This is a genomic window from Bradyrhizobium jicamae, assembly GCF_018130695.1.
Lineage (GTDB): Bacteria > Pseudomonadota > Alphaproteobacteria > Rhizobiales > Xanthobacteraceae > Bradyrhizobium > Bradyrhizobium jicamae_B.
The window spans coordinates 1-26948 of record NZ_JAFCJX010000036.1 but is presented as its reverse complement, the minus strand read 5'-3'; the positions used below and the strand labels follow the sequence as shown (position 1 = coordinate 26948).

Below are 26948 nucleotides of genomic sequence, written 5' to 3'. Positions count from 1 at the left end.
CTCGTCACAACATTAACCCTTCGCTCATCCTTTTCGCCAAAATGGCGGGACCCTGCCGGCGGGATCGCTCGCGGCAGGGCCTATTGCGTGGTGAAATTGCGTTTTCAGTTCCGAGTGGCGTCATGCGTAACCTCATGATCTTTGCGGCCGTCATGATCGGGCTTGGCCTTGCCATGGCGCAGATGGCGAGCCGGATGCAGCCGGCCGCCGCATCGACGACACAGGCCCAGCCGAGGGCCGCTGTCGCAACCGTGGCGCAGGCGAGCGGCCGCACCCTCACCATTCCCCGCGACTCGCGCGGCCACTTCGCAACCGATGGCCGCATCGACGGTCAGCGCGTCGACTTCATGGTCGACACCGGCGCCTCGCTGGTCGCACTGAATGAAAAATCTGCCGCGCGTTTCGGCCTGCGTCCGACACCCAACGACTACAACGCCCGCGTCACCACCGCGAACGGCACCATCAAGGCCGCGCGCACCCGCATCGCCATGATCGACCTCGGCGGCATCGTGGTGCGCGATGTCGACGCCATGGTGTTGCCTGACGAGGCGCTGTCGGAAAACCTGCTCGGCCTGTCCTTCCTGTCGAAGCTGAAGCGGTTTGAGTACGCCAACGGCAAGCTGGTGCTGGAGCAATAGGCAGCCCCTCGCTGCCAAATGGCCGCATTTGACGGCCAAAAGGCGCTAACCCGCCTTCCGCCCGGCCCTGGCATTCGCTAAGGCTGCGGCGTTGTTCCCTCAATCTTGCGACAGGGCCATTTCCTGATGTTTCCCAAGCCGAAATCCGCGCTGGTTCCGAACACCTATGCCTTCGAATCCGAGCCGATGGTGAAGCCGACCGGGTTTCGCGAATATGACGCGCGCTGGCTGTTCCAGAAGGAAATCAATTTGATGGGCGTGCAGGCGCTGGGCATGGGGCTCGGCGCGCTGATCGCGGAACTCGGCGTCAAACAGGAGATCGTCACCGGCCACGATTTCCGCGGCTACTCGGCCTCGATCAAATACGCGCTGATCTCCGGCCTGATGGCATCAGGCTGCAAGGTGCACGACATCGGGCTTGCGGTGACGCCGATGGCCTATTTCGCGCAGTTCGATCTCGACGTGCCCGCCGTCGCGATGGTCACTGCCTCGCACAACGACAATGGCTGGACCGGCGTCAAGATGGGCGCCAACCGTCCGCTGACCTTCGGGCCCGACGAGATGACGCGGCTGAAAGAGATCGTGCTCAACGCCGAGTTCAAGAACAAGGCCGGCGGCTCCTATCAATTCCATGAGAATTATCCGGCGCGCTATATTGCCGATCTCACCAACCGGCCGAAGCTGACGCGCAAGCTCAAGGTCGTCGCCGCCTGCGGCAACGGCACCGCGGGCGCCTTCGCGCCGCAGGTGCTGGAGGCGATCGGTTGCGAGGTGATCCCGCTCGACACCGAGCTCGATCACACCTTCCCGAAATACAATCCGAACCCGGAAGACATGGAGATGCTGCACGCGATCCGCGACGCGGTGCTGCATCACAAGGCCGATGTGGGCCTGGGCTTCGACGGCGACGGCGACCGCTGCGGCGTGGTCGACAACACCGGTGAAGAAATTTTCGCCGACAAGGTCGGCGTGATGCTGGCGCGCGACATGTCGGCGATCCACAAGGACGCGCAGTTCGTAGTCGACGTGAAGTCGACCGGGTTGTTCGTCACCGATCCGATCCTGCAGAAGCAGGGTGCGAAGACCGCCTATTGGAAGACCGGCCATTCCTACATGAAGCGCCGCACCAACGAGATGGGTGCGCTGGCGGGCTTCGAGAAGTCCGGCCATTTCTTCTTCAACAAGCCGTTCGGCCGTGGCTATGACGATGGCCTCGTCTCGGCAATCGCGATCTGCGAGATGCTCGACCGCGCGCCCGGCAAGTCGATGGCGGATTTGAAGGACGCGCTACCGAAGACCTGGTCGTCGCCGACGATGTCGCCGCATTGCGCCGACGAGACCAAGTATGGCGTCGTCGATGCCGTGGTGAAGCATTTCGAGGCGTTGCAGAACAAGGATGCCAAGATCGGCGGTCAGGCGATCCGCGATCTCGTCACCGTCAATGGCGTGCGCATCACGATGGAGGACGGCAGCTGGGGCCTGGTCCGCGCTTCGTCCAACAAGCCCGAGCTCGTGGTCGTGGTCGAAAGCCCCGTCAGCGAGCAACGCATGCGCGACATGTTCGAGATGGTGGATTCGGTGCTGCGCACCCATCCGGAGGTCGGCGAGTACAACCAGAAGATTTGAGAACTGGTCTCGTGTCCCGGGCGCGGCGCAGTGTGAGCGCAGCGAATAGTGCGCCGCAGAACCGGGACCTATATCGGAGAGGCATGGGTCCCGGCTCTGCGGTGCACCGCTGAAGAAGCGCTGCACCGCGTCCGGGACAAGAGCGAACTTTACGCCGCCGGCACCGGCAGCGCCGTCACCGACTTGATCTTCTCCATCGCAAAGCGCGAGGTGACATTCTTGAGCGGCACGGCGGCGATCAGCTTCTTGTAGAACACGTCGTAGGCGGCCATGTCGGCGACCACGACGCGCAGCATGTAGTCGACGTCGCCGGCCATCCGGTAGAATTCCATCACCTCGGGCATGGCGCTGACGGCGTCGGCGAATTTGCGCAGCCAGGCGTCGGAGTGATCGTTGCTCTCGACCGAGACGAACACGGAAATCCCGAGCCCGATCTTGTTCTGATCGACCAGCGCCACCCGGCGCAGAATCACGCCGTCGGCCTCCAGCCGCTGGATGCGCTTCCAGCACGGCGTCGACGACAGCCCGACCCGGTCGCCGATCTCGGCGACGGAAAGCGAGGCATCCTCCTGCAGCACGGTCAGGATCTTGCGGTCGATGGCGTCCAGACGGCGGTTGTCGTGGATCGGGGCGGTAGCCAGGTCGGTCATAGAAGAAAGTTCCATATGAAGGGTCGATATCCCTCATATAGAGAAAAATCTTCTCAAGCAAGCCGCTTTTGGCCGCACACGAGCATGATCCGGACCCGTCGGGCCGCGTTAGCGCAAAGTGGAAGCCGGTTTTCCGAGAAGATCATGCTCCATCAAAGGGCGGTCAGACGGTGGCGTGCTGGTTCAAAAACGCTTCAACTTCAGTACGTTGCGGTGCGGCATAGGCGCCACCGAAGCGGGTGCATTTCAGCGCCGCCGCGGCGGAGGCGAATCGCAGCGCCTGCCGCAGGTCCTGCTTCTCGGTGATCGCCAGCGCGAAGGCGCCGTGGAAGACGTCGCCGGCGCCGAGCGTATCGACGGTATGGACCGGGAAGGCGGGGGTCTCCTCCAGTTCGCCCTGCTCGTTGAGCCAGATCGTGCCCCGCGGCCCGCGGGTTCCGGCCAGGAAGGATGGGGTGAGTTTTGCCAGTTTCTTCAGCGCCTGGCCGTCGTCGGTGACATCGGCGGTTTCCTGCAGCGGCTCTGAGGAGAACACGAGATGCGACGAGGCGTTCAAGAGCCCCTCGCTCATCGACATCGCGCGGTCGACATCGACGATCACGGGAATGCCGCGTCGCACCGCTTCGGCGCAGAGCTCGGTGCAGAACGAGGCGCAGCGGCTCTCGGTGAGGATCGCGTCGCAATCTTCCAGCAGCGTATCGATCGGCGGCAGCTTCAGCTTCCACAATTCAGGATCGCGGAACGTGACGATGGTGCGCTCGCCAGAGTCGTCGATCATGATCGCGGAGATCGGCGTCACCAGGTTCGGCATGTGAATGAGATGATTGGTCTCGATGCCCTCTGCTGCGAGCTTGTCGAAGATGTAACGGCTGGAGGTCTCGCGCGAATCGCCCATCGGTCCAAGGATCGTGGCGCGGCCGCCGAGCCGCACGATGCCGATCGCGGCGTTCAGCGCATTGCCGCCGCAGATCTCGTCGAAATGCGAGGCGTTTTCCTTGGAGCCGCGCGCGGGAACGTCGACCCGGAAGGTCAGGTCGCGCACGGGCAGGCCGATGCAGAGGATGCGGGGCGGGATTCTTGGGGCGCCAACGTTAAAGTTCATGCCGGAGTCCGTCATGGTGGTTCCGCTTTCTGCCGGAACCTTCCGTCCAGCTTTAAGTGTTGAGGCGCGAGACGGTTCCGCCAGATGCATGATCCGGAAAAGTGTGAAGCGGTTTTCCCTCGCGACAAACGCGGAACGCGTTTGCGCGGAGATCATGCTCAAAAAAAGGGCTAAAGCGCGATGACGTCTCGTCGCGCTTTAGCCGCCGTCATGCACCCAGCGGCCGAGCAGATGATGCGCGATCGCGAATGGATGCGGGCCGGCGAGGCCGTCGGGATGCTGGCGCTTGATCATCATGGTGGCTTCATCGCGGTTGAACCAACGCGCGTCTTCGAGTTCCGTTCGATCGACCACGATGTCTTCGTTGAGCGCGCGCGCGGTGCAGCCGATCATCAGCGATGACGGATAGGGCCAGGGCTGCGTCATGTAGTAGTTGACGTCGGTGCAGCGGATGCCGCTTTCCTCGAAGATCTCGCGGCGGACCGCGTCCTCGATCGTCTCCGCGGCTTCGACGAAGCCGGCGAGGCACGAATACATGCCGGGCAGGAACTGCTTCTGCCGTCCGAGCAGCACCTTCTCGCCATGGGTGACCAGCATGATCACCACAGGGTCGGTGCGCGGAAAATGCTCGGCCTTGCAGCTCGGGCATTCGCGCTTCCAGCCGCCGTCCTTCATCGCGGTGCGGACGCCGCAATTGGCGCAGAAGCCGTGGCGCTGATGCCAGTTCACCATCGACTTGGCCATCGCGATCGCCGACAACTGCTCGGGCGGCACCACGCCCTGCATCGCCATGCCGCGCAGCTCGTTGACCACGACATCGCTGCGGCCGACCAGCTTCTCGGCGGCCTGCGCCGCGATGCCCATGCCGAAGATCGGCGCTCCGTCACGCAATCCCAGGAAGATCGTGCCGGGATTGGCGCCGAAGCCGCGGGCTTCATCGAGCGAGAGCAGGGCGCGCGGGCCGCTCTCCTCCTGCTTCACCACCAGCGAGTCGCGATAGATCACATAGGCGCGGGCCTCGCGGTGGCCTTCGAGCGCGAACAATCTTTCGTCGCTGGTGCGCAAATGCGCGGCGCGGTCGAGCACATGGGTGACGAAGGCAGGCTGCCCCAGCGGAAACTTGTCGAATGCGGACATCTCAACCCAACCAGATCTTGCGGCGAAGCGCGTTGATGAAATTCTGCACTTCCTCGGCGTCATGCGCCAGCGGCGGCATCACGCCCCAAACCGGACGCGGCCATGCAACGTCGCTGGTCCGGCGCGCGATGACGTGGACATGCAGCTGCGGAACGAGGTTGCCGAGCGCTGCGATGTTGAGCTTGTCGCATTTGGTGATGTCCTTGAGCGCGCGGGCGACCCGCGACGTCTCCGTCATCAGCTGCGCCTGCTCGACCTCGTCGAGGTCGATCATCTCGACCGCGTTCTCGCGCCGCGGCACCAGCAGGAGCCAGGGGTAATGTGCGTCCTTGATGACCAGCACCTTGCACAGCGGCAGATCGCCGATGTCGATGGTGTCTTTCTTGAGCTGCGAATGCAGCGACCAATTGGAGGAGGGCATGATGCGGAAATAATGCCTTTCGGTGTTCCCTTACAAGTCCCACAAACCATCCTCAGGCCGCTTGCTTTCCGGTCCTTTTGGCCCCAAATAGGGGCCGGGAGATTGGCGGTGGACGAGCCACTCGCCAACCGGGTCAGGTCCGGAAGGAAGCAGCCCTAACGAGGTCCGGATCGGGTCGCTCGTCAGTCTCCTACCAGTTTTTTGAGCGAATCGCGCTGGAACGGCGGACTCCGCGCCTGGCGCCCGATTTTGGCTCCTATCCGCAAGCCGGCCGAGAGACATCCAAGTTGCGGATCGACGCATGAATGACGCTGGCGCCCCTTCCAATCCTCCTGATGGCGCTAACCAGGGCGGCTTCGATCTCGGCGGAGCCGGCGACGCTGCCAAACCCTACCGCGTCCTCGCCCGCAAATATCGCCCCTCCAGCTTCGAGGATCTGATCGGCCAGGAGGCCATGGTCCGTACCGTCTCGAACGCGTTCGAGACCGGGCGGATTCCGCAGGCCTGGATCCTCACCGGCGTCCGCGGGGTCGGCAAGACCACCACCGCGCGCATCCTCGCCCGGGCACTTAACTACGAGAAGTCGGACGGCTCGGTCCCCGGACCGACCATCCACATGCCCGATCTCGGCGTGCACTGCCAGGCGATCATGGAAAGCCGGCACATGGACGTGCTGGAGATGGACGCCGCCTCCCACACCGGCGTCGACGATGTCCGCCAGATCAATGACAGCGTGCGCTATGCGCCGGCCAGCGCGCGCTACAAGGTCTACATCATCGACGAAGTCCACATGCTGTCGACGGCGGCCTTCAACGCGTTCCTGAAGACGCTGGAGGAGCCGCCGGAGCACGCCAAATTCGTGTTCGCGACCACCGAGATCCGCAAAGTCCCGATCACGGTGCTGTCGCGCTGCCAGCGTTTTGATCTCCGCCGCGTCGAGGCCGACGTGCTGATGAAGCACCTCGGCAACATCGCGACCAAGGAAGGCGTCGAGGTCGAGGGCGAAGCGCTCGGCATCATCGCCCGCGCCGCCGAAGGCTCGGTGCGCGATTCGCTGTCGCTGTTCGACCAGGCCATCGCCCATGCCGCCGGCCAGGTGAAGGCCGACGCCGTCCGGCAGATGCTCGGGCTTGCCGACCGCACCCGCGTGATCGATCTCTTCGAGTCGCTGGCGCGCGGCGATATCGCCGCCGCCTTCGCCGAATTCCGCGCGCAGTATGACGTCGGCGCCGATCCGGTCGTGGTGCTGTCTGATCTCGCCGAGTTCGTCAATTTCGTCACCCGCGTGAAGGTCGTGCCGGCGACCGTGGACAATGTCGCGTTCGGCGAGACCGAGCGGGTGCGCGGGCGCGAATTCGCCTCAAAGCTTTCGATGCGCGTGCTGTCGCGGATGTGGCAGATGCTGCTCAAGGGTATCGCCGAGGTGCAGACCGCAACGCGCCCGGCCGCCGCCGCCGAGATGGTGCTGGTGCGGATCGCCTATGTCGCCGATCTGCCGACGCCGGATGAGGCGATCCGGATGATCGAGCAGAATGGCGGTGGTGCTGCGCCTGTGGTTACGGGTGGTGGTGCCGCGCCGTCACGCGGAGCGCCGACCTCGTCCATGTCTGCGATGCCGTCGGCGCCGATGCGCGCGCCGCAAGCCGGCCCGCGCGCCGATGTCGCGATGCGCCCGCAGATGGCGTCGCCGGCCACCAATGCCGCGCCGGCACTGCGGATATCAAGCTTTCCGCAATTGATCGCGCTTGCGGGCGAAAAGCGCGATATCATGACCAAGAGCGCGCTGGAAGCCGACGTGCGGCTGGTCCGCATCGAGGACGGCCAGCTCGAGATCGCGCTGGAGCCGAAGGCCCAGCGTGCCCTCGTCACCGACCTCCCGCGAAAGCTGGAGATGTGGACTGGGCGGCGCTGGACCGTGATCATCTCCAACGAGGCCGGCCAGCCGACGGTGCGCTCGCAGAACGAGCTGGCGCGCAGCGAGCATCAGCGTGCGGCGGAAGCCGATCCGCGGGTGCAGGAGGTGCTGGCACGCTTCCCGGGCACGAAGGTGGTCGAGGTTCGCCGCCTCGCCAATGAGCTGCCGGAAGCGGATGCGACCGGCGAGGACCCGATCGAGGGGCCCGACAACGACGACGATTGAGACAAGGAACGACGCATGGCTGATTTCCTCGGCATGATGAAACAAGCGGCGCAGCTGCAATCCAAGATGCAGGCGATGCAGGAAGAGCTCGGCAATGTCGAGGTCGAGGGCATCTCCGGCGGCGGCCTGGTCGCCGTGCGCATGACCGCGAAGATGGATGTGAAGGGTGTCACCATCGATCCGTCGCTGATGAAGCCGGAGGAGCGCGAGGTGCTCGAAGATCTGCTGGTCACGGCCTTCGGCGACGCGAAGCGCAAGGCGGAAGCCGCGATGCAGGAAAAGATGGCGGCACTCACCGGCGGCCTCGGCCTGCCGCCGGGACTTGGTCTCGGCTGATGGCCGCAAGCGTTGCCGGACCTGAAATCGAGCGGCTGATCCAGCTGCTCGCGCGGCTGCCTGGGCTCGGCCCGCGCTCGGCGCGGCGCGCCGCGCTGCATCTGATCAAGAAGCGCGAGGCGCTGATGACGCCGCTCACCGCGGCGCTGCAGGTTGCGATCGACAAGATCCAGGTCTGCAAGACCTGCGGCAACATCGACACCCAAAATCCCTGCACGGTGTGCACCGATCCGCGCCGCGATCCCTCGATCATCGTCGTGGTTGCCGATGTCGCCGATCTCTGGGCGCTGGAACGGGCCAACGCCATCAACGGCCGCTACCACGTGCTCGGCGCGACGCTGTCGCCGCTCGACGGCGTCGGCCCGCAGGACCTCACCATCGATGCGCTGGTGGCCCGCGCGCATGCGCCGGAGGTCACCGAGATCATCCTGGCGCTCAACGCCACCGTCGATGGCCAGACCACGGCGCATTACATCACCGACCTCCTCTCGGAGGCCAATGTGCGGGTGACGAGGCTGGCGCATGGCGTGCCCGTCGGCGGCGAGCTTGATTATCTCGATGAAGGTACGCTATCGGCTGCGATGCGACAGCGGACGCTGTTCTAGGACATGAGCCGGAAAAGCGGGGGCATTTTCCGACAAAAGATCATGTAGAATCAAAATGTTGGCGGGCGATGACGGGGCAGGAGCCGCGCGTCGCGCGGTTTGCGAATCAGCTACGGAATATCAGGACATGACGACACACCGATTCGGCGTACGCGTGAGCTTTGTGATTTTCGGCTCTGCAATTTTGGGCTCGGCAATTTTAACCTTGGCGCTGATTGTGCCCACCGCCATGGCCCAGCAGGCCGAGGCGCCATCCAAGCCCGGCAAGCTGATGAACGCCGGCGACGTGCTGTCCGGGGAACTCAACGCCATGAATGTCCGCGGCGGCAAGCGGGGAGCCCGGGTCGCGACCTATCAGCTCACCAGCGAGCCGCGCCGCCTGCCGCCGCCGAACGGCCTGTGCAATCTCGAGACCGGCCCGGAGACGTTCCAGCTCGTCACCACCAGCGATGCCCAGGCCAGCCAGCTGAAGAAACTGGTCGGCAAGGAAATCTCGATCAAGGTCGACGAGGTCGCCTGCGCCCAGGATGCCGGCCAGATCAGCGAAGCCATCATCACCAAATGGAGCGTGGTGACGAAGTAGCGGAGTCTTTGGCCATGCTGCGGTTCGCCTCTCTTGCGATGGGAATCGGGCTGGCGCTGCTGGCATCCCCTGCGGTCGCGCAGGAACCGATCAAGGACGGCGATACGGTGACCGGTGTGCTACGGCTCGTGCGCGCGCGGCATCCGAACGGTACGAGGATCGAGGCCTACCAGATCGTCAGCGCCCCGCGCGCGATGCCTGAGGGCGACGACTTCTGCGACTATGACAAGGCCGTTACCACCTTCCATCTGTTCGCGCCGACGGTTGCGGCAAGGACGCAGCTGAAGCCGCTGCTCGGCAAGACCATCACCGCAAAGGCGACCGCGCTGTTCTGCTCGCAGACCGCCTGGCACATCGGCGATGTCGCCGTGCCGGAATGGACGTTGGTGAATCGCTAGACCCTCACCGGCCCCAGCTCATCGAAATGTCCGCGGCGCTGCAGCCAGGCGAGCAGGATCAGGCTCGGGATCGCGACCAGCATGCAGATCGCGAAGAACACCGGCCATCCCACGGTCTTGGCGACGAAGCCCGCACCCGACGACAGATAGGTGCGGCCGACCGCCGATAATGCGGTGAGCAGCGCATATTGGGTCGCGGTGTGCAGCGGGTTGCGGCACAGCGCCGAGAGATAGGCAACGAAGATCACGGTGCCGATCGCGCTGGTGAAATTCTCCGCGGTGATCGCGAGCGCCAGCGCCCATTGATTGACGCCGACCAGCGCCAGCCATGAGAACGACAGATTGGCGACCGCCTGCAGCAGGCCGCCGATCCACAGGCTCGTCGCCAGCGGATAGCGCCGCGCCACGAAACCGCCGGCAAAGCCACCGATCAGCGTCGCCGCAAGACCAACGCCTTTGACGATCGCGGCATAGTCGACCTTGGAGAAGCCGATGTCGATCACGAACGGCGCCGTCATGGTGCCGGAGAACGCGTCGGTGAACTTGAACAGCACGACGAAGGCGAGCGCCGCGAAGGCATCCTTGCGGCTGAGGAACTCGATGAAGGCCCCGCCGGCCGCAAGCACCACGCGGTTGATCGCGCTCTCCGCATGGGTGGCGGCTTCGGCGTCGATGGATTGCTGCGGCTCGGTCGCCGCGAGCGCGGTGATGGTGCCGATCACGATCAGCGCGGCCATCACCACATAGCCCCACATCCAGGCCGATCCGCGCACCAGCCCCGCCGACTCGAAGCCGCTGACGATGAACAGTGCGCCCGCGGTCGAGACCAGCATGCCGATCCGGTAGGCTGCGACATAGGACGCCATGCCGGCAGCCTGCTCACTTTCGGGCAGGCTCTCGACGCGGAACGCATCGACGACGATATCCTGCGTCGATGAGGCTGCGGCCACCAGCAGCGCCGCGAAGGCTGCGAACGCCGGCGTGCGCGCGGGGTCGGAGACGGCGAGCAGCAGGATCGTCGCAATCAACAGCAGCTGCGCGAACACCAGCCAGCCGCGCCGCCGCCCAAGCCATCGCGTGAACAGCGGCACATGGATGGCGTCGACCAGCGGCGCCCAGAGGAATTTAAGCGTGTAGGGCGTACCGATCAGCGCCAGCAGCCCGATGGTGCCGAGATCGACCCCGGCCTCCTTCATCCAGACCTGCAGCGTCGAGCCGGACAGCGCCAGCGGCAGGCCGGAGGAGAAGCCGAGCAGCATCACGATCAGCACGCGCGGCTGCAGATACACCGCAAGGCCGTCGCGCCACGAGGCGGGGGCGGCGGGTGCAGGTTTAGAGAGAGCTTCCGGAGCGGTCATAGGGCTTTGGTAGCAGATTCTACCTCATAAAAGGTGTCATCGCCCGGCCTGTGCGCGCTTGCGCACATGGACCGGGCGACCCAGTATTCCAGAGGCCTATCCACCGCTCGCAGCAATTTCCGGATAAAGATCGATCCAGTCCGGATTGTGCTTCTCGATGAGCGAAATCTTCCACGCGCGAGTCCATTTCTTCAGCCGCTTCTCGCGGTGGATCGCCTCTTCAACGTCCTCATATCTCGAAATAGACCAATCGATCGACGTCATACTTCTTGGTGAAGCCATCGACTAACTTCAGCTTGTGCTCTCCGACTCTGCGGATGAGGTCATTTGTCACACCGATGTAGAGCGTGCCGCCGATGCCGCTGGCGAGAATGTAGACGTAGTAGCTACGTGCTCCCATCTGACGCCTCTGGGATACTGGGTCGCCCCGGTCAAGCCGGGCGATGACACCGGTTATTTGGCTTGAGCGAAGACAAAATCTACTCCCCCGCCTGTAGCTTGCGCGGGAACAGCTCCGGTGTCGCGCTCTTGACGAAGCGGGGGACTTCGACCGGGGTGTCGGCCTTGCTGAAATCGAGTTCCTCGATGCGGCCGGCGCGCTTCTCGATCTTGTCGGCGGAGATCAGGATCTGCCGGACGTCCTCGTTGACCTGGCCGAAATGGGTCTGCAGCTTGAGCACACGCTCGCGCAGGCGACCGAGGTCATCGCCGAGATGCATCACCTCGTTGCGGATCTGGTCGGCGGCGTCGCGGATGCGGGCGTCTTTCAGGATCTGCTGCATCACCTGGATCGCGAGCATCAACAGCGAGGGCGACACCAGCACGACACGGGCGCGATAGGCCTTTTGCACGACGTCGTCGAACCCGTCATGGATTTCGGCGTAGACCGATTCCGACGGCACGAACATCAGCGCGGTGTCCTGGGTCTCGCCGGGGATCAAATATTTCTCGGCGATGTCGCTGACATGCTTGAGCACGTCGGTGCGCAGCCGCGCGCTGGCGTATTTGCGCTCCTCATCGCTGCGCGCATCGTGCAGCGCGGTCATCGCCTCCAGCGGGAATTTCGCGTCGATGCAGAGCGGGCGCTGATCCGGCAGGAACACGACGCAGTCCGGCCGCTTGCCCGACGTTAGCGTGTACTGGAACTCGTAGGAATCCTTCGGCAACCCGTCCTGGACGATCGCCTCCATCCGCGCCTGGCCGAACGCGCCGCGCGACTGCTTGTTGGCGAGCACATCGCGCAACGTCGTCACCTGGGTGGTGAGCTCGTTGAGGTTCTTGTGGGCGTGATCGATGATGCCGAGCCGCTCATGCAGCACGCGGAGTGAGTCCATCGTGTTGCGGGTCGACTGTTCCATCGACTGGCCGACCCGGTGGGTGACCGAGTCCAGTCGCTCATTGACCGCCCTTGCCATATCGGCCTGCCGGCCGGCCAGCGCCTGCGCCATGGCGTCGACCCGGCCCGAGGCCTCGCTCTGGGCCCGCAGCATGTCGGCGAGCCGCTCTTCCAGCTCGTCGGCGCGGATGGTCTGGGCAACAGCGAGTTCCGCGCCGCGCCGGCCGGAGCGCGCGATCACGATGGCGATCGTCAGCAGCAGGACCAGCGCCAGCACGCCGAAGGCGATCAGCGCGTCGGAGATGCGGACCGGCAGGTCGCCGGCCATGAAAAGAATCTCATTCATATCGGCGGTTGTAGCCGATTCGCCGACTTGCACGAACGAATAGCGAACATTTATGGTGAATGGAGACTTAATTTTCGTGGTTAACGCCGCGTAAAGAAACGTGGTTAAGGCCGTCTTAACCGGTTCCGGCGCGGATTGACCCCCACATTCTGGCAGCTTAAATCGCGCCCATGGCACTTAGAGAAATCATCATCCTGCCGGACAAGCAGTTGCGGCTGGTGTCGAAGCCTGTCGAGAAGGTGACCGCGGAGATCCGCAAGCTCGCCGACGACATGCTCGAGACCATGTACGACGCGCCCGGCATTGGCTTGGCGGCGATCCAGGTCGCGCAGCCGCTGCGGCTGATCACCATGGACCTCGCCAAGCGCGACGAGAATGGCGAGACCCAGCCGCAGCCGCGCGTCTTCATCAATCCCGAGATCATCGCGCGTTCGGAAGAGCTGTCGGTCTATGAAGAGGGCTGCCTCTCGATCCCCGAATATTACGAGGAGGTCGAGCGCCCGGCGAAGGTGCGCGTGCGCTTCCTGGATCACGACGGCAAGCTGCATGAAGAGGATGCCGAGGGGCTCTACGCCACCTGCATCCAGCACGAGATCGATCACCTCAACGGCGTGCTGTTCGTCGACTATCTGTCGAAGCTGAAGCGCGACCGCGTGTTCAAGAAATTCGAGAAGGCCGCCAAGCGCGCGGCGGAGTGACGCCGTTCTCTCAGTCGTCATGCCCGGGCTTGTCCCGGGCATCCACGTCTTGCTTCGCTGCTACCCACCTCTGTCGAGTTTGACCGCATGCCTCTCCGCCTGATCTTCATGGGCACGCCCGATTTCGCGGTGCCGACACTGCTGGAACTGGTGGCGCACGGCCATGAGGTGGTCGCGGTGTACACCCGCGCGCCAAAGCCCGGCGGGCGGCGCGGCCTGCAATTGCAGCCGACGCCGGTCGAGCAGGAGGCGCGGCGGCTCGGAATTCCCGTGCTGACGCCGAAGACGCTGAGGACGTCGGAAGCGCTCGAGGAATTTCGTTCGCATGAGGCGGATGCGGCCGTCGTCGTCGCCTACGGCATGATCCTGCCGCAGGCAATCCTCGATGCGCCTGCGCTCGGTTGCTTCAACCTGCACGGCTCGCTGCTGCCGCGCTGGCGCGGTGCGGCTCCGATCAACCGCGCCATCATGGCCGGCGACGCCGAGAGTGGCGTGATGGTGATGAAGATGGATGTCGGCCTCGACACCGGCGACGTCGCGATGGCCGAGCGGCTTCCAATCAGCGACAGCATGACGGCCTCCGACCTGCACGATGCGCTGGCGCCGCTCGGCGCCGATCTGATGGTCCGCGCGATGGCCGCGCTCGGGCGCGGCGGACTGCAGCTGACCAGGCAGAGCGAGGACGGCGTCACCTATGCCGCCAAGATCGAGAAGGCGGAGGCGAGGATCGACTGGTCCAAGCCGGCACGCGAGGTGCTGCGGCACATCCACGGCCTGTCGCCGTTTCCCGGCGCCTGGGCGGAGCTCGAGATCGAGGGCGCTCTCGTACGCGTCAAGATGCTGCGCTGTGAGCTCGCCAAGGGCGCGGGGGCGCCGGGCGCGGTGCTCGACGACGATCTTGCGGTGGCCTGCGGCGATGGCGCGATCCGGTTGCTCGAGTTGCAGCGCGAGGGTAAGGCGCGGATGAAGGCAGCGGATTTCCTGCGCGGCACGCCGCTGAAATCGGGCGCTCGATTCACATAGCCATGCCCCGCTACAAGCTCACCATCGAATATGACGGCTCGCCGTTCTCCGGCTGGCAGATCCAGGACACCGCGCCGACCGTGCAGGGTGCGCTGGAAGCCGCGGTGAAGGCGATCTGTGGCGAGGATGTGCGCGTCCATGGTGCCGGCCGCACCGATGCCGGCGTACATGCGCGGGGGCAGGTGGCGCATTGCGACATCGCAAAACACTTTCCACCCGGCCGCTTCCGCGACGGGCTCAACGCGCATCTGCGGCCGAATCCAATCGGTGTACTTGCCGCCGACATCGTGCCTGATGATTTCGAGGCACGCTTCTCGGCCCTGAAGCGGCACTATCTCTATCGCATCACCAACACGCGGGCGAACCTCGCGCTCGACATCAAGCGCAGCTGGCGGGTGCCGCGGCGTCTCGATGCGGCCGCGATGCATGCGGCCGCGCAACGCCTGCTCGGCAAGCATGATTTCACCACCTTCCGCGACACCGAGTGCCAGGCCAAATCTGCGGAGAAGACGCTCGACCAGCTCGACGTGACGCGCGAGGGCGATGCCATCAGCATCGTGACCTCGGCGCGCTCGTTCCTGCACAGCCAGGTGCGCTCGATGGTGGGCTCGCTGGTTTGGGTCGGCGAAGGCCGCTGGAGCGCCGATGATCTCGCCGCCGCCTTGGCCGCGCGCAACCGCGCCGCCTGCGGCCCCGTCGCACCGCCGGACGGGCTCTATCTGATGCGGGTGGATTATTAGCTAACCCCAATCCTACTGTGCATGGGGTTGTTTTCGATGTTTTTGTCTGGCCGAGCGCGGTGGATTATTGGCCGTGGTGGAATTGTAGGGTGGGCAAAGCGAAGCGTGCCCACCTCACGAGCACGCCGTGAATTGTGGGCACGTCGCTTCGCTCCTTTGCCCACCCTACGGCACCGTGCCTATTTGAAATACCGGTCCAGCACGCCGCGATACACCTTCGTCAGCTGCTCCAGATCCTTGACCGGCGTGCGCTCGTCGATCTGGTGCATGGTCTGGCCGACCAAACCGAACTCGATCACCGGACAATAGCTCGAGATGAAGCGCGCATCGGAGGTGCCGCCTGAGGTCGAGAGCTCCGGCTTGCGGCCGGTGACCTCCTCGATCGCGGCAATGGCGAGATCGGTGAACGGGCCGGGCTTGGTCACGAACACGTTCGAGTTCGACGGCATCCACTCGATGTGGGCGCGGATGCGGTTGCCGCAGGCTTTTGCCAAGCGATCGTCGACCAGCTGGCGCAGGCTCTCCTGCGTGTGGTTGTCGTTGTAGCGGATGTTGAATTTCGCCCGCGCCTGGCCGGGAATCACGTTGCTCGCGGCGTTGCCGACGTCGACCGTGGTGAATTCGAGGTTGCTCGGCTGGAATTGCGCGCTGCCGTGATCGAGCGGCTCGTCGCTGAGCGCAACGATCAGCCTGGAGATATCGGGCACCGGATTCGAGGCGCGATGCGGATAGGCGACGTGGCCCTGCTTGCCCTCGACATGCAGCGTGCCGGATTGCGAGCCGCGGCGGCCGACCTTGATGCAGTCGCCGAGCACCTCGACATTCGAGGGCTCGCCCAGCACGCAATGATCGAATTTTTCGCCGCGCTCGGCGCACCATGTCAGCAGTTTGATGGTGCCGTTGACGGAGATGTCTTCTTCGTCGCCGGTGATCAGGAACGAGATCGAGCCCTTTGGCTTGCCGTCATTGTCGATGAGATATTGCAGCACGGCGGCGACGCTGCAGGCGATGCCGCCCTTCATGTCGACGGCGCCGCGGCCGTAGAGGAAACCGTCCTTCACCTCGCCGGAGAATGCACCGAGCGTCCAGGCGGATTCGTCGCCGGGCGGCACCACGTCGGTATGGCCGGCAAAGGTGATGTGCGGCGCCTCAGAGCCGATGCGGGCGTAGAGATTGTCGATGTCCGCAGTGCCGGGCTCGCCGAACGTGACGCGATGCGTCGTGAAGCCGGCAGCCTTCAGGAGGTCTTCGAGAACACCGAGGGCGCCGGCATCGGCCGGGGTGACGGAGGGGCAGCGGACGAGGTCGCGGGTGATGGAAACGGCGTCAGTCATACCCCGGCTTAACACGCCACTGCGGCGGCGGGCCAGCCTTCTGCGCGGCCATTTCGAGTTCGCGCTTCTGATCCCAACCCATCTCCTGCGCCGGCGAGACGTAGAGCGGATCGGCACCAAACCGGTTGGTCTTGCGCGAGCCCTTGAAGAACAGCAGTTCGATCCAGCCCCAGGTGGTCAGCACGAACGCGATCAGGGCCAGCGCGAAGCTGACATAGTCGTTGCCGACCCGGTCCATGAACTGGTTGATCAGGCCGGGCAGCACGAAGAACGGCAGCACCCACCAGGCGGTCTTGTCGCGGTCATGCAGCCGCTTGACCGCGGTCGCGGCAAACACCCAGGTGAACAGCGGCGTGCCGATCACCTTGGCCAGGATCAGCGGAAGATCGGCGCGCGACAGCCGGCGATAGGTGTCGGGATCGACGACCTTGAAGATATCCTCGACCGAGAAGCCGAACCTGCGGGCGCCGAACGCCACCACGATCAGCGCCAGGAAGATCATCCAGCAGACGATGATCAGCCCCGCGAGCCAGAACTTGGCGCGGTTGATGCGGCCGTTGAAGCCGAAAAGGTACCAGGTCCAATCCATGACAAAAAAACTCCGGGGTGCGGTCATCAGCCGCGGCCCGGAGTTTGGTCGGTTTTGGACCGAACTAGGTTCAGTCGCGGAGAAGCTCGTTGATGCTGGTCTTGGCGCGGGTGCGCTCGTCGACGCGCTTGACGATCACGGCGCAGGCCGTCGACGGGCCCGGCTGGCCGTTCTTCAGGGGCTTGCCGGGCAGGCTGCCTGGCACCACCACGGCATATTCCGGCACCTCGCCGATGAAGGTCTCGCCGGTCTCGCGGTCGACGATCTTGGTCGAGGCGCCCAGGAACACGCCCATCGCCAGCACCGCGCCCTTGCGCACGATGACGCCCTCGGCGACCTCACTACGCGCGCCGATGAAGCAGTCGTCCTCGACGATCACGGGCTCGGCCTGCAGCGGCTCCAGCACGCCGCCGATGCCGACGCCGCCGGAGATGTGCACGCGCTTGCCGATCTGGGCGCAGGAGCCGACCGTCGACCAGGTGTCGATCATGGTGGCCTCATCGACGTAGGCACCGAGATTGACGAAGGACGGCATCAGCACAACGTTCTTCGCAATGAAGGCCGAGCGGCGGACGATTGCGCCTGGCACCGCGCGAAAACCGGCATCGCGAAAACGGTTCTCGCCCCAGCCCTCGAACTTGGAGGGCACCTTGTCCCACCACGAGGCCTTGCCGGGGCCGCCGCCGATCTGGCCCATGTCGTTGAGGCGGAACGACAGCAGCACCGCCTTCTTCAGCCACTGATTGACCTTCCACTTGCCCGTGGCCTCGCGCTCGGCAACGCGCGCCTCGCCCTTGTCGAGCAGCTCGAGCGCATGATCCACGGCCTCGCGAACCTCGCCCTTGGTCGAGGTCGAGATGCCGTCGCGGGCATCGAACGCGGAGTTGACGGTGGATTCGAGGGCGGACAGCGACATCGGGATTTCCTCGGGCGCGGCAGATTTGTGACGGGGAATTTGGAGGCCTTTTCGGGATTTGGGGCTGGAGAGTCAAGGCTGACTCCGGGCCGACTTATCTCCACTCGTCGCGTTCGCCAGGATGACGTGGTGAGGACGTGCGTAGCCCCTGCAAGAATCCCGTCAGATCATCCGTGACATGGTCGACATGGCCGGCGCCGCGGCCTTCCAGTTCCCAATCCTCGCGCACCACCTCCTGGCTGCCATCGGGCACGACAAGCACGGTGGTCATGCCGAGCTGGTGCGGCACGACGAGGTTGCGGGCGAGGTCCTCGAACATTGCCGATCTCGTGGGATCGACACCGTGCAGCGTCAGGAACTTTTGATAGGTCTGCGGCGCCGGCTTGGGCTCGAAGTCGGCGGCGATGATGTCGAACACGCCGTCGAAATGCTCGCCGATGCCGAGCCGCGCCAGCACCGCGTCGACGTGGTCGACCGAGCCATTGGTCAGGATCAGCTTGCGCCCGGGGAGTTTTGAAATCGCGGCGCCCATCGCCGGGTTCGGCTCCAGCGGCGAGTGGTCGATCGCATGCACATAGGCGAGGTAATCATCGGCGCGCACGTCGTGCTCGGTCATCATGCCGCGCATCGTGGTGCCGTAGCGCAGATAGTAATCCTTCTGGATCCGTCGCGCTTCTGACGGTGTCACCTTCAGCCAGTTGCTGACGAACTCTTCGATCCGCGCATCGACCTGCTGCCACAGATTGACGTGATGCGGGTACAGCGTGTTGTCGAGATCGAACACCCAGGTGTCGACGTGATCGAAAGTGCGTGGTGAGTCTGTCATGATGATTTTGTCACGGCATCGCAAAGCGCAGCGTTTTGCCGCCGCTGGTCATGTCGACCGGCGTAAAGCCGATCGCGGCGAGGCCGCGGCTTGCGCAGTCGCCCTGTTCGTTGACTTCGAATTTGCTCTCGCGGGTGCAGAGCTGTGTCACGCCGCCCCAGTTCAGGGGCTTGTCCTTGATCTTGATGGTGCGGTTCTCGGTATCGACGGCCTCCGCGAAGGAAAATATCTGCTTCGGCGTGCCCGTGACGTCGGGATGCAGGCACTTGCCGGGATCGATCCGGTACCAGCCGCGGCTGGTCACGGTCTTGCCGTCGTCGGTCGCCACCGCCGCCATGATCCGGTGCGGCGTGTCGTTGCACCAGGTCAGGCCCGAGGATGACGGTTTCTGCACGGCATCGACCATGGTGGTGAAGAAGTTCGGCGACTGCATGACGTCGCTGGACAGCCCGCGGCTCTTCAGGAAGGCGGACAATGCGGCTTGCGTCTTCGGCCCGTCGACGCCGTCGATCGGCGCGGCGTCGTAACCCGCGATCACCAGCAGCCGCTGAATGCCGGCGAGCCGCGCCTGCTCGTCGTCATATTCGCTGTCCTCGGCGAGATAGGCGACGAGATTGCCGTCATCGGTCTTCGTCGGCGTGATCTGGGTGAACTGCGCCGGCGCCTGGCCGGAGCGGCATTGCCGCGCGGCGGCGATGACGAAATTGTCCTGGGCGACACAGAGCGTATCGGTGCCGTTCTGCGGGATCGGCGAGGAGCCGTAGACGCCGAGCGCCCGCGCGTTCAGCAGTACGCGGTCGGCGGTCAGCGCGCCCTGCACCACGACGCGGCAGGTGGCGGGATCGATCCGGAACCAGCCGCGCGTCGCGGTCGCCGCCTTGTCATCGATGCCGATCGCAGCCTCGACGACGTAGCTCATGCGGTTGCAGAGTTTGAGGTCCGCATGCGCCGGCGCCGCGGAGAACAGCACCGAGACGGCGGCTGCCGGCAATGACATCACGAAGCGCGCCAGCGGCGACCGGCGGGGCTTTGCCTTCCTCGCGATCACCGCCGTCATGCGCGCGTCCGCGTCTGCCATCACTTATGGATCAGCGTGCCGGTGCCCTGGTTGGTGAAGAGCTCGAGCAGCACCGCGTGCTGCATCTTGCCGTCGATGATCACGACGCCCTGCACGCCCTGTTCGAGCGCGTAGATGCAGGTCTCGACCTTCGGGATCATGCCGCCGGAGATGGTGCCGTCGGCGATCAGCTTGCGGGCGTCCTTGATCGACAGATCGGGGATCAGCGTCTTGGACTTGTCGAGCACGCCGGGCACGTCGGTCAGCAGCAAGAGGCGCTTGGCTTTCAGCGCACCGGCGATCGCGCCGGCAAAGGTGTCGGCGTTGACGTTCAGCGTCTGGCCGTCCTGCGAGGTCGCCAGTGGCGCCAGCACCGGGATCAGCTCATAGCCGATCAGCTGGTTGAGCAGCGTGAGGTCGACCTTCTCGGGGTCGCCGACGAAGCCGAGATCGATCGCCTTCTCGATGTTGGAATCCGGGTCGATCATGGTACGCGTCGTCTTCGACGCCTTCACCATGTTGCCGTCCTTGCCTGACAGCCCCACGGCCTTGCCGCCGGCCTCGTTGATGTAGCCGACGATCTGCTTGTTGACGGAGCCGGCGAGCACCATCTCGACGATCTCGATGGTCGCGGCATCGGTGATGCGCAGGCCGGCCGCGAACTCCGACTGGATGCCGAGGCGCTTGAGCATGGTCGCGATCTGCGGCCCGCCGCCATGCACGACCACCGGATTGATCGCGGTCTGCTCGAGCAGCACGATGTCGCGCGCAAAGGCCTTCGCCGTGTCCTCGGCGCCCATGGCATGGCCGCCATATTTGATGACGATCGTCTCTTCGTCATATTCCTGCATATGCGGCAGCGCCTCGGACAGGATGCGGGCCTGATCGAGCGGGCTGATGATCGTGTCGGTCATGGAGCGGATCTCGTCGTCAGCGGAGGGTCGGGCGGGGTTCTATCCGATTGCCGGGCAGGGCGCAAAGAGGGGTTATGCATTGCTGGTCTCGTGCCCCGGACGCAGTGCGGCGCGACAGCGACGCGCTGCAGAGCCGGGGCCCATGTGGCCGCAAACTGGGTCCCGGTTCTGCGGAGCAGCGTTGCACGCTGCACCGCGCCCGGGACACGAGAATCATCAACGTTTCGGCCACGCCGCCGCGATGGCCAGCACGACCCAGCTCGCAATCAGCAGCGTTCCGCCGGTCGGTGCCGCCATTGGAAACAGGCCGTGGCCGGCATATTGGCGCAGGCTGAGGTCGCCGGCGAACAATGACGCTGACATGACAAAGCCGACTGCTGCGACGATTCCGATCCTGGCATGAACGATGGCGCGATCGGCGAGCGCAACGATCGCGAGCACGGCGATGCCGTGAAACAGCAGCATCGAGGAGGCCGAGGCCAGCCGCGCGGCATCGGGCAGGTGCGCAGCCGCAGCCGCCAGCATCACGCCGCATGCGCCCATCGTTGCTGCGAGGGCGATCAGGATCCGGGAGAGACCGTTCATCGGCGCCGCTCTTCGATCAGCCGGACCATGGCGGCGCGCAGTTCCGGCATGCCGCCGCCTGACCGCGACGACGTGACCAGCACCTCGGGGAACGCGGCGGGGTGCTTGGCGAGCGCGGCTGATGTGTCGGCCATCATGCTCTGCAACGCGGCCGCCTTGACCTGATCGGCCTTGGTCAGCACGACCTGGTAGCTGACGGCGGACTTGTCGAGCGTCTTCAGCACCTCCTGGTCGACGTCCTTGATGCCGTGGCGGGCGTCGATCAGCACATAGACCCGCGCCAGCGTGGCGCGGCCGAGCAGGTATTTGTGGATCAGCGCGGTCCAGGACGCGACCTGGGTCTTGGGCGCGGAGGCGTAGCCATAGCCGGGCATGTCGACGAGGCGGAAGTTGGCCTTCTCGGGGCCCTCGAAGAAGATCAGTTCCTGGGTGCGGCCCGGCGTGTGCGAGGTGCGCGCCAGATTGCTGCGGCCGGTCAGCGCGTTGATCAGGCTCGACTTGCCGACATTGGAGCGGCCGGCGAAGGCAACCTCGAGCCCGGCCATCGGCGGCAGCGTCTCGATCGAGGGCGACGCCCAGATGAAGCGCCAGTCGCCGGCGAACAGCTTTCGTCCCTGCTCGATCAGCCCCGCATCGGGTTCGGTGGTCATGTGTCTCACTACCGTCATGGCCGGGCATAGCCGTCTGAAGGACGGCGTCGCTTCCGCTCGCCTACGCCCGGCCATCCACTGCTTGCGCTTTTGTCAGCCTCCAAGACGTGGATGCCCGGCACAAGGCCGGGCATGACGATCTTGAGACTGTCGGTCGAAGTCCTACGTCGCTTTCTTCGTTTCAGTCGTCACGCTTTTTTTTTGAAACATCGACTTCAGATTATCGAACAGCTCCACCTTCACGCCGTTCTTGCGCATGATGAAGCTCTGCTGCAGCACGGAGAGCGTGTTGTTCCAGGCCCAGTAGATCACGAGACCCGCCGGGAAGCCCGCCAGCATGAAGGTGAAGATCAGCGGCATCCAGTCGAAGATGATCTTCTGTGTCGGATCCGGCGGCGCCGGGTTGAGCTTCATCTGGAACCACATCGTGATGCCCATGATGATCGGCCAGATGCCGAGCCACAGATAATGGCCGAACACCGGAATCGTCGTGGGATCGAACGGGATCAGGCCGAACAGCGTGAACAGATTGGTCGGGTCCGGCGCCGAGAGGTCCTTGATCCAGCCGAAGAACGGCGCGTGCCGCATTTCGATGGTGACGAACAGCACCTTGTAGAGCGAGAAGAACACCGGGATCTGCAGCGCGACGGGAAGACAACCGGCGATCGGGTTGATCTTCTCCTTCTTGTAGATCTCCATCATCTCCTGCTGCTGCTTCACCCGGTCGTCGGGATAGCGCTCCTTCAGCGCCTGCAGCTGCGGCTGCACCGACTTCATCTTCGCCATCGAGGCATAGGACTTGTTGGCGAGCGGGAAGAACAGCAGCTTCACGATCACGGTGACGAGCAGGATCGAGACGCCGAAATTGCCGAACAGGTGGAAGAACCAGTCGAGCCCGAGGAACATCGGCTTGGTGATGAAGTAGAACCAGCCCCAGTCGATCAAGAGGTCGAAATGGTTGAGGCCGAGCTGCTTGGTGTAGCCGCCGAAGCCGACCAGCGGGAAGTTGATGCCGACGACGCTGGCTTCCTTAGCGCCGGCGAACAACCGTCCATTGGCGGTGGCGGTGGCGCCGACCGCGATGGTCTGCGGCTCCAGCAGATAGTCGGTCTGGTAATTGTGGCTGGTGCCGACCGCTTTCGACGAATACTGCACCTTCAGCTTGGCATTGGTGTCCGGCAACAAGGCCGACGCCCAATACTTGTCGGTCATGCCGAGCCAGCCATTGGTGACGTCGAAGGTTTCCTTCTTCGCGTCGTCGATCTTCTTGTAGGCGTATTCCTGCAGGCCCTTGTCGCCGAGATAGCCGATCAGGCCTTCATGCAGGATGTAGTAGCCGGAGACCTGCGGCGTGCCGTGGCGCGAGATCAGCCCGAACGGATACAGCGTGACCGGCGCGTTGCCGGCATTGCTGACCTCGTCCTTGATGTTGAACAGATAGCGGTCGTCGATCGAGATGGTGCGGCGGAAGGTGAGGCCCTCGCCATTGTCGTATTTCAGCGTCACCGGGCTGGTCGGCGTCAGCGCGCCAGAACCCTCCTGCTGCCACATCGTGGTCTGGTCGGGGAGGCGTGCGGTCGAGCCGGTCGACGGCACCCAGCCGAACTCGGCGTAATAGGGCGCAGCCGTCTGCGACGGCGAGAACAGCACGATCGGCGGCGAATGCGGATCGACCGTCTCGCGATACTGCACCAGTGCGATGTCGTCGATGCGTGCACCCTTCAGCGAGATCGAACCGGTCAGCCGCGGCGTGTCGATCTTGACGCGCGGATTGGCGGCGAGCGCCGTCTCGCGGCTGATCACGGGGGCGACCGCGGTGCTTGCGCCGGGCTGGGCCGGTGTGCCGTCGGTCGGGGAGGGCGCGGCGGAGGTCTGACCCTGGCCCGGGGCCGCCTGCGGCGTCGACTTCTGCAGCTCGGACTGCCGCTGGGCCTCGGCGCGCTGCTTTTCCATCTGCGGCACGTTGTAGAAATACTGCCAGGCGATCAGCACCAGGCCGGACAGAATGACGGCAAGGATCGTATTGCGGTTGTCGGACATCTCTTAAGGTCTCGTCATTCCGTTCGGATTACGCGCCTTGTCGTTGGCGGTCCCGCTGTTAGCTACTTTGGGAGCCGCGCGCTCGAGGCGGCGCAGCGCCGAGCGTAGATCGTCAAGCATGGTCGCAAAATCGCGGGTCAGCGCGTCACGGCGGCCGACTAGCACATAATCATGGTGCGGTCGCATCGTTATGACGTCGCAACGCTTCACCAGTTCGCGAAGCCGGCGGCGGATGCGGTTGCGCTCGGTCGCGGTACCGTTCTTCTTGGTGACGGTGAAACCGACGCGGATCGGGCCCTCATCGTCGCGCTGGCGAGACTGCAGCACAAAGGCTGCGCTGTTCGCCCGCGCGCCATTGGCAACGGCGAGGAAGTCCGCCCGCTGCCTTAGCCGATCCATAAAGAATCTCCTTGGAAGGAGACGTCCGGGCTCAGGCGCTCAGGCGCTTGCGGCCACGCGCACGACGCGCGGCGAGGACCTTGCGGCCACCGGCCGTGGCGAGACGGGCGCGGAAGCCGTGACGGCGCTTGCGCACCAGTTTGCTGGGTTGATAAGTCCGCTTCACGGGTAATTCTCCGCTGACCGGGCAATTTGCCGATATATTGAGATGAAGTCCGGTGATGCGGCAGGCCCAAACCAAGCCGTTTTGCGGCCCCAATGAGCCGCCCCCGGTCAAGAACCGGGCCACCCGCGGACAGTTGGCGCGGCTTATAAGGGAGTGCCCCCTTTTCGTCAATCTCGCAGCGCGCCGCAACGGGCGTTCTTTGAAAGGTCGCAATTGGGGCGAGTATATCTGTTTTCGCGGGGTTTTTAGCCGTGAGGATGGCTCCTCCCGGCGCGTCGGAACCCGCCAACATGAGCGATCCGTAATTTGACCGGCCCGGGGGCGGCACCGCATCTTTTGAGCCCCTGCGCCCAACAAGGCCTCCTTGGCTGTGACCGACCAGGCAATGACGCAAAACCCGCGGCCGAAGCCTCCTGGAAGGCTTGGGCTGTCGGGCAAATTGCTGCTCCTGACCATTCCCCTGGCGATGATCGCCGGGATGCTGATCTATGTCCCCGCCATCGCCAACTTCCGGGTCAATCGCCTGAACGACCGTCTCGCGGCGGCCAATACCGCAGCCCTGGTGCTCGACGCCGCCCCCTCCGGCATGGTGCCGGAGTCGCTGGCGCGGCAGATCCTGACCAGCATCGGGGCGCGGGCCGTCGCGATCAAGCTCGGCCAGCAGCGCCGGCTGCTCGCCAGCGCCGATCTGCCGGCCGCGATCGACCATGACGTCGACATGCGCACCATGACGGTATGGTCGGCCATCGTCGACGCCTTTGAGATCATGCTGGAGCATGGCGACCAGACCATCCGCGTGGTCGGCGCGGCGCCGGGCCAGGCCCAGTTCATCGAGGTCGTGATCGACGAGAAGCCGCTGCGGCAGGCGATGTACCGCTTCTCGCGCAATGTGCTGGTGGTCTCGCTCCTGATCGCCGGCATCACCTCGGCGCTGGTCTATCTGGCGCTCCATTATCTCTTTGTCCGGCCGATGCGGCGGCTGACGGCGAATCTGGTCGGCTTCCACGAAAACCCGGAAAGCGCGGCGCGAATCATCGTGCCGAGCCAGCGCGGCGACGAGATCGGGGTGGCCGAGCGCGAGCTCTCGGACATGCAGCGCGACCTGGTCTCGATGCTGCATCAGAAAAGCCGGCTCGCCGCGCTCGGCCTCGCCGTCTCCAAGATCAACCACGATCTGCGCAACCTGCTGGCGTCCTCGCAGCTGCTGTCGGACCAGCTCGCCAGCGTGCCGGATCCGCGGGTGCAGCGTTTTGCGCCAAAGCTGCTGCGCTCGCTGGAGCGCGCCATCGCGTTCTGCCAGTCGACGCTGTCCTACGGCCGCGCGCAGGAGGCCGCGCCCGACCGCCGCATGATCCCCGTCGAGCCGGCGGTGGTCGAGGTGCGCGAATCGGCCGGCCTCGCCACCGACGTCACCATCACCTGGATCAGCGCGATCGAGCGCGGGCTGACCATCGACGCCGATCCCGATCAGCTGTTCCGCGTACTGCTCAATTTGGTGCGCAATGCCGCGCAGGCGCTGGAGAGCCGGCCCGCGGGTGACGGCGCCCTGCAGATCCGCATCACCGGCCGCCGCGAGGGGACGGTTGCGATCATCGAGGTCTCCGACACCGGCCCCGGCGTGCCGGCGAAGGCGCGCGAGCACCTGTTCGAGGCGTTCCAGACCTCCGGCCGCCCCGGCGGCAGCGGCCTTGGCCTCGCCATTGCCGCCGAGCTGATCCGCGCCCATGGCGGCGACATCCATCTGGTCGAGGGCACGATCGGCGCCACCTTCCGGGTCTCGATCCCGGACCGCCCGGTGGAACTGCTCTCCATCCGCAACGAGCGCGCAAGGGCCTGAGTTGTCCGATCCGGCCGGTTTCGGGCCCCAATCATGCGCAAATCGTTGACCATTTCCCGCGATCCGGAGCTTGCCAATCGCGGCCGGAGCTAGTAGCAAGTGCGCTCTTTCGCGGACTTGTCCGGGCCATATCCCGGATGCCCACCAGGGCCCTCCGCCGAAAACGCGCCCGTAGCTCAGCTGGATAGAGCACCAGACTACGAATCTGGGGGTCGGACGTTCGAATCGTTCCGGGCGCGCCATTCTCGGCCATACGTTAATCGCCGCCAAATTCGGTCAGTCCTTCAGGACGCATCTCTACGTTCTCGCGACATGTTCTGTCCGAGCTTTGCATCTCGTTCCGCCCTCTGACTTGGTAGAGGGCGCAGGGAAGACCGGGTGCACGCTGCACCCGAGGTCCCGTGCGCAATGGGTAGAAAGGGGCGCACACGGGCATACAAATGCAGCGGAGGCACGCCGGCCTTCCCTGCGCGATGGCTTTACGGCTTATACGTGCTC

General features: G+C 64.7%; 28 protein-coding genes, 1 tRNA gene, 1 other RNA gene and 1 pseudogene. 13 read left to right on the top strand and 18 right to left on the bottom strand.

Annotated features, from left to right (window positions below):
• The first annotated feature begins 122 nt into the window (after window positions 1–122).
• Together JQ604_RS35625 and JQ604_RS35620 are read left to right on the top strand one after the other, a co-directional pair.
• Window positions 123–638, top strand: a complete 516-nt coding sequence (locus JQ604_RS35625) for a TIGR02281 family clan AA aspartic protease (protein ID WP_212365404.1) — start codon at window positions 123–125, stop codon at window positions 636–638.
• A 126-nt stretch (window positions 639–764) separates the two neighbouring features.
• Complete coding sequence (locus JQ604_RS35620) at window positions 765–2264, top strand: phosphomannomutase/phosphoglucomutase (RefSeq protein WP_212365403.1); 1500 nt, start codon at window positions 765–767, stop codon at window positions 2262–2264.
• Window positions 2265–2413: 149 nt separating this feature from the next.
• On the opposite strand, the gene JQ604_RS35615 is transcribed toward JQ604_RS35620, so the two are convergent.
• The 4 genes from JQ604_RS35615 to JQ604_RS35600 form a co-directional block, all read right to left on the bottom strand.
• Entirely contained in the window at window positions 2414–2914 is a 501-nt protein-coding gene (locus JQ604_RS35615) for an Lrp/AsnC family transcriptional regulator (protein ID WP_212365402.1), read from the bottom strand.
• 163 nt (window positions 2915–3077) lie between these two features.
• Window positions 3078–4016 (bottom strand): sugar kinase, encoded by a 939-nt coding sequence (locus JQ604_RS35610; RefSeq protein ID WP_212365401.1) that lies wholly within the window; start codon window positions 4014–4016, stop codon window positions 3078–3080.
• A gap of 198 nt (window positions 4017–4214) precedes the next feature.
• Window positions 4215–5153: an NAD(+) diphosphatase gene (nudC, locus tag JQ604_RS35605; RefSeq protein ID WP_212365400.1), complete on the bottom strand. Its 939-nt coding sequence runs from the start codon at window positions 5151–5153 to the stop codon at window positions 4215–4217.
• 1 nt (window position 5154) lies between these two features.
• Window positions 5155–5574 carry an HIT domain-containing protein gene (locus JQ604_RS35600; RefSeq protein ID WP_212365399.1) on the bottom strand — a complete coding sequence of 140 codons (420 nt, stop codon included), beginning with the start codon at window positions 5572–5574 and terminating at the stop codon, window positions 5155–5157.
• 97 nt (window positions 5575–5671) lie between these two features.
• Here JQ604_RS35600 and ffs point away from each other — a divergent pair.
• The 6 genes from ffs to JQ604_RS35570 all read left to right on the top strand — a co-directional run bounded on the left by ffs (window position 5672) and on the right by JQ604_RS35570 (window position 9636).
• Window positions 5672–5768, top strand: an RNA gene (gene ffs, locus JQ604_RS35595) — signal recognition particle sRNA small type.
• A gap of 107 nt (window positions 5769–5875) precedes the next feature.
• Window positions 5876–7714 carry a DNA polymerase III subunit gamma/tau gene (locus JQ604_RS35590; RefSeq protein WP_212365398.1) on the top strand — a complete coding sequence of 613 codons (1839 nt, stop codon included), beginning with the start codon at window positions 5876–5878 and terminating at the stop codon, window positions 7712–7714.
• A gap of 15 nt (window positions 7715–7729) precedes the next feature.
• A complete protein-coding gene (locus tag JQ604_RS35585) occupies window positions 7730–8050 on the top strand; it encodes a YbaB/EbfC family nucleoid-associated protein (protein ID WP_212365397.1) in 321 nt (106 codons plus the stop codon).
• Complete coding sequence (gene recR / locus JQ604_RS35580) at window positions 8050–8655, top strand: recombination mediator RecR (protein ID WP_212365396.1); 606 nt, start codon at window positions 8050–8052, stop codon at window positions 8653–8655. Before JQ604_RS35585 ends, recR begins: the two co-directional genes overlap by 1 nt.
• A gap of 229 nt (window positions 8656–8884) precedes the next feature.
• A complete protein-coding gene (locus JQ604_RS35575; RefSeq protein WP_433996318.1) occupies window positions 8885–9238 on the top strand; it encodes a hypothetical protein in 354 nt (117 codons plus the stop codon).
• A 14-nt stretch (window positions 9239–9252) separates the two neighbouring features.
• Entirely contained in the window at window positions 9253–9636 is a 384-nt protein-coding gene (locus JQ604_RS35570; RefSeq protein ID WP_212365395.1) for a hypothetical protein, read from the top strand.
• Here JQ604_RS35570 and JQ604_RS35565 read toward each other — a convergent pair.
• From JQ604_RS35565 to JQ604_RS35555, 3 genes and pseudogenes are all read right to left on the bottom strand, one after another.
• Window positions 9633–10994 carry an AmpG family muropeptide MFS transporter gene (locus tag JQ604_RS35565; protein WP_212365394.1) on the bottom strand — a complete coding sequence of 454 codons (1362 nt, stop codon included), beginning with the start codon at window positions 10992–10994 and terminating at the stop codon, window positions 9633–9635. The genes JQ604_RS35570 and JQ604_RS35565 overlap by 4 nt on opposite strands.
• A gap of 96 nt (window positions 10995–11090) precedes the next feature.
• Window positions 11091–11394, bottom strand: a pseudogene (locus JQ604_RS35560) (GIY-YIG nuclease family protein).
• 79 nt (window positions 11395–11473) lie between these two features.
• Complete coding sequence (locus JQ604_RS35555; RefSeq protein WP_212365393.1) at window positions 11474–12676, bottom strand: DNA recombination protein RmuC; 1203 nt, start codon at window positions 12674–12676, stop codon at window positions 11474–11476.
• Window positions 12677–12846: 170 nt separating this feature from the next.
• On the opposite strand from JQ604_RS35555, the gene def reads away from it, so the two are divergent.
• The 3 genes from def to truA all read left to right on the top strand — a co-directional run bounded on the left by def (window position 12847) and on the right by truA (window position 15137).
• Window positions 12847–13374, top strand: a complete 528-nt coding sequence (gene def, locus JQ604_RS35550; protein ID WP_212365392.1) for a peptide deformylase — start codon at window positions 12847–12849, stop codon at window positions 13372–13374.
• An 87-nt stretch (window positions 13375–13461) separates the two neighbouring features.
• Window positions 13462–14397, top strand: coding sequence for a methionyl-tRNA formyltransferase (gene fmt / locus JQ604_RS35545; protein ID WP_212365391.1), 936 nt, complete (start codon window positions 13462–13464; stop codon window positions 14395–14397).
• A 2-nt stretch (window positions 14398–14399) separates the two neighbouring features.
• Window positions 14400–15137 carry a tRNA pseudouridine(38-40) synthase TruA gene (gene truA / locus JQ604_RS35540; protein ID WP_212365390.1) on the top strand — a complete coding sequence of 246 codons (738 nt, stop codon included), beginning with the start codon at window positions 14400–14402 and terminating at the stop codon, window positions 15135–15137.
• A gap of 179 nt (window positions 15138–15316) precedes the next feature.
• Here truA and dapE read toward each other — a convergent pair whose 3' ends face one another.
• From dapE to rpmH, 11 genes are all read right to left on the bottom strand, one after another.
• The gene (gene dapE / locus JQ604_RS35535) at window positions 15317–16471 is read right to left on the bottom strand and encodes a succinyl-diaminopimelate desuccinylase (protein ID WP_212365389.1); all 1155 of its coding nucleotides are present in this window, start codon (window positions 16469–16471) and stop codon (window positions 15317–15319) included.
• Window positions 16464–17060, bottom strand: a complete 597-nt coding sequence (locus JQ604_RS35530) for a DUF805 domain-containing protein (RefSeq protein ID WP_212365388.1) — start codon at window positions 17058–17060, stop codon at window positions 16464–16466. Before JQ604_RS35530 ends, dapE begins: the two co-directional genes overlap by 8 nt.
• 70 nt (window positions 17061–17130) lie before the next feature.
• Entirely contained in the window at window positions 17131–17976 is an 846-nt protein-coding gene (gene dapD / locus JQ604_RS35525) for a 2,3,4,5-tetrahydropyridine-2,6-dicarboxylate N-succinyltransferase (RefSeq protein WP_212365387.1), read from the bottom strand.
• A gap of 94 nt (window positions 17977–18070) precedes the next feature.
• The gene (locus JQ604_RS35520) at window positions 18071–18802 is read right to left on the bottom strand and encodes a pyrimidine 5'-nucleotidase (RefSeq protein ID WP_212365386.1); all 732 of its coding nucleotides are present in this window, start codon (window positions 18800–18802) and stop codon (window positions 18071–18073) included.
• 10 nt (window positions 18803–18812) lie between these two features.
• On the bottom strand, window positions 18813–19799 hold the full coding sequence (locus JQ604_RS35515) for a DUF1036 domain-containing protein (RefSeq protein WP_212365455.1): 987 nt from the start codon (window positions 19797–19799) through the stop codon (window positions 18813–18815).
• Window positions 19800–19879: 80 nt separating this feature from the next.
• Complete coding sequence (gene argB, locus JQ604_RS35510; RefSeq protein WP_212365385.1) at window positions 19880–20773, bottom strand: acetylglutamate kinase; 894 nt, start codon at window positions 20771–20773, stop codon at window positions 19880–19882.
• Between the two features lie 216 nt (window positions 20774–20989).
• Complete coding sequence (locus JQ604_RS35505; protein ID WP_212365384.1) at window positions 20990–21358, bottom strand: DUF423 domain-containing protein; 369 nt, start codon at window positions 21356–21358, stop codon at window positions 20990–20992.
• On the bottom strand, window positions 21355–22008 hold the full coding sequence (gene yihA, locus JQ604_RS35500) for a ribosome biogenesis GTP-binding protein YihA/YsxC (protein ID WP_212365383.1): 654 nt from the start codon (window positions 22006–22008) through the stop codon (window positions 21355–21357). The genes JQ604_RS35505 and yihA overlap by 4 nt, the downstream gene beginning before the upstream one ends.
• A 162-nt stretch (window positions 22009–22170) precedes the next feature.
• The gene (gene yidC / locus JQ604_RS35495) at window positions 22171–24048 is read right to left on the bottom strand and encodes a membrane protein insertase YidC (RefSeq protein ID WP_212365382.1); all 1878 of its coding nucleotides are present in this window, start codon (window positions 24046–24048) and stop codon (window positions 22171–22173) included.
• 3 nt (window positions 24049–24051) lie between these two features.
• Window positions 24052–24447 (bottom strand): ribonuclease P protein component, encoded by a 396-nt coding sequence (gene rnpA / locus JQ604_RS35490; RefSeq protein WP_212365381.1) that lies wholly within the window; start codon window positions 24445–24447, stop codon window positions 24052–24054.
• A gap of 31 nt (window positions 24448–24478) precedes the next feature.
• Entirely contained in the window at window positions 24479–24613 is a 135-nt protein-coding gene (rpmH, locus tag JQ604_RS35485; RefSeq protein WP_008542748.1) for a 50S ribosomal protein L34, read from the bottom strand.
• A gap of 385 nt (window positions 24614–24998) precedes the next feature.
• Here rpmH and JQ604_RS35480 point away from each other — a divergent pair, with 385 nt between their 5' ends.
• Both JQ604_RS35480 and JQ604_RS35475 read left to right on the top strand, forming a co-directional pair.
• Entirely contained in the window at window positions 24999–26450 is a 1452-nt protein-coding gene (locus JQ604_RS35480; protein WP_212365454.1) for a sensor histidine kinase, read from the top strand.
• Between the two features lie 165 nt (window positions 26451–26615).
• Window positions 26616–26692, top strand: a tRNA-Arg gene (locus JQ604_RS35475).
• Window positions 26693–26948 lie beyond the last annotated feature (256 nt).

Coding starts and splice junctions, on each gene's coding strand:
- dapD (WP_212365387.1), bottom strand. CDS start 17,976: ATGTCGCTGTCCGCCCTCGAATCCACCGTCAACTCCGCGTTCGATGCC.
- JQ604_RS35530 (WP_212365388.1), bottom strand. CDS start 17,060: ATGGATTGGACCTGGTACCTTTTCGGCTTCAACGGCCGCATCAACCGC.
- JQ604_RS35555 (WP_212365393.1), bottom strand. CDS start 12,676: ATGAATGAGATTCTTTTCATGGCCGGCGACCTGCCGGTCCGCATCTCC.
- yidC (WP_212365382.1), bottom strand. CDS start 24,048: ATGTCCGACAACCGCAATACGATCCTTGCCGTCATTCTGTCCGGCCTG.
- JQ604_RS35520 (WP_212365386.1), bottom strand. CDS start 18,802: ATGACAGACTCACCACGCACTTTCGATCACGTCGACACCTGGGTGTTC.
- JQ604_RS35590 (WP_212365398.1), top strand. CDS start 5,876: ATGAATGACGCTGGCGCCCCTTCCAATCCTCCTGATGGCGCTAACCAG.
- JQ604_RS35625 (WP_212365404.1), top strand. CDS start 123: ATGCGTAACCTCATGATCTTTGCGGCCGTCATGATCGGGCTTGGCCTT.
- argB (WP_212365385.1), bottom strand. CDS start 20,773: ATGACCGACACGATCATCAGCCCGCTCGATCAGGCCCGCATCCTGTCC.
- JQ604_RS35505 (WP_212365384.1), bottom strand. CDS start 21,358: ATGAACGGTCTCTCCCGGATCCTGATCGCCCTCGCAGCAACGATGGGC.
- truA (WP_212365390.1), top strand. CDS start 14,400: ATGCCCCGCTACAAGCTCACCATCGAATATGACGGCTCGCCGTTCTCC.
- JQ604_RS35515 (WP_212365455.1), bottom strand. CDS start 19,799: ATGTCATTGCCGGCAGCCGCCGTCTCGGTGCTGTTCTCCGCGGCGCCG.
- dapE (WP_212365389.1), bottom strand. CDS start 16,471: ATGACTGACGCCGTTTCCATCACCCGCGACCTCGTCCGCTGCCCCTCC.
- nudC (WP_212365400.1), bottom strand. CDS start 5,153: ATGTCCGCATTCGACAAGTTTCCGCTGGGGCAGCCTGCCTTCGTCACC.
- JQ604_RS35600 (WP_212365399.1), bottom strand. CDS start 5,574: ATGCCCTCCTCCAATTGGTCGCTGCATTCGCAGCTCAAGAAAGACACC.
- JQ604_RS35565 (WP_212365394.1), bottom strand. CDS start 10,994: ATGACCGCTCCGGAAGCTCTCTCTAAACCTGCACCCGCCGCCCCCGCC.
- def (WP_212365392.1), top strand. CDS start 12,847: ATGGCACTTAGAGAAATCATCATCCTGCCGGACAAGCAGTTGCGGCTG.
- JQ604_RS35480 (WP_212365454.1), top strand. CDS start 24,999: ATGACGCAAAACCCGCGGCCGAAGCCTCCTGGAAGGCTTGGGCTGTCG.
- yihA (WP_212365383.1), bottom strand. CDS start 22,008: ATGACCACCGAACCCGATGCGGGGCTGATCGAGCAGGGACGAAAGCTG.
- recR (WP_212365396.1), top strand. CDS start 8,050: ATGGCCGCAAGCGTTGCCGGACCTGAAATCGAGCGGCTGATCCAGCTG.
- JQ604_RS35620 (WP_212365403.1), top strand. CDS start 765: ATGTTTCCCAAGCCGAAATCCGCGCTGGTTCCGAACACCTATGCCTTC.
- JQ604_RS35610 (WP_212365401.1), bottom strand. CDS start 4,016: ATGAACTTTAACGTTGGCGCCCCAAGAATCCCGCCCCGCATCCTCTGC.
- JQ604_RS35570 (WP_212365395.1), top strand. CDS start 9,253: ATGCTGCGGTTCGCCTCTCTTGCGATGGGAATCGGGCTGGCGCTGCTG.
- JQ604_RS35615 (WP_212365402.1), bottom strand. CDS start 2,914: ATGACCGACCTGGCTACCGCCCCGATCCACGACAACCGCCGTCTGGAC.
- rnpA (WP_212365381.1), bottom strand. CDS start 24,447: ATGGATCGGCTAAGGCAGCGGGCGGACTTCCTCGCCGTTGCCAATGGC.
- JQ604_RS35585 (WP_212365397.1), top strand. CDS start 7,730: ATGGCTGATTTCCTCGGCATGATGAAACAAGCGGCGCAGCTGCAATCC.
- fmt (WP_212365391.1), top strand. CDS start 13,462: ATGCCTCTCCGCCTGATCTTCATGGGCACGCCCGATTTCGCGGTGCCG.
- JQ604_RS35575 (WP_433996318.1), top strand. CDS start 8,885: ATGGCCCAGCAGGCCGAGGCGCCATCCAAGCCCGGCAAGCTGATGAAC.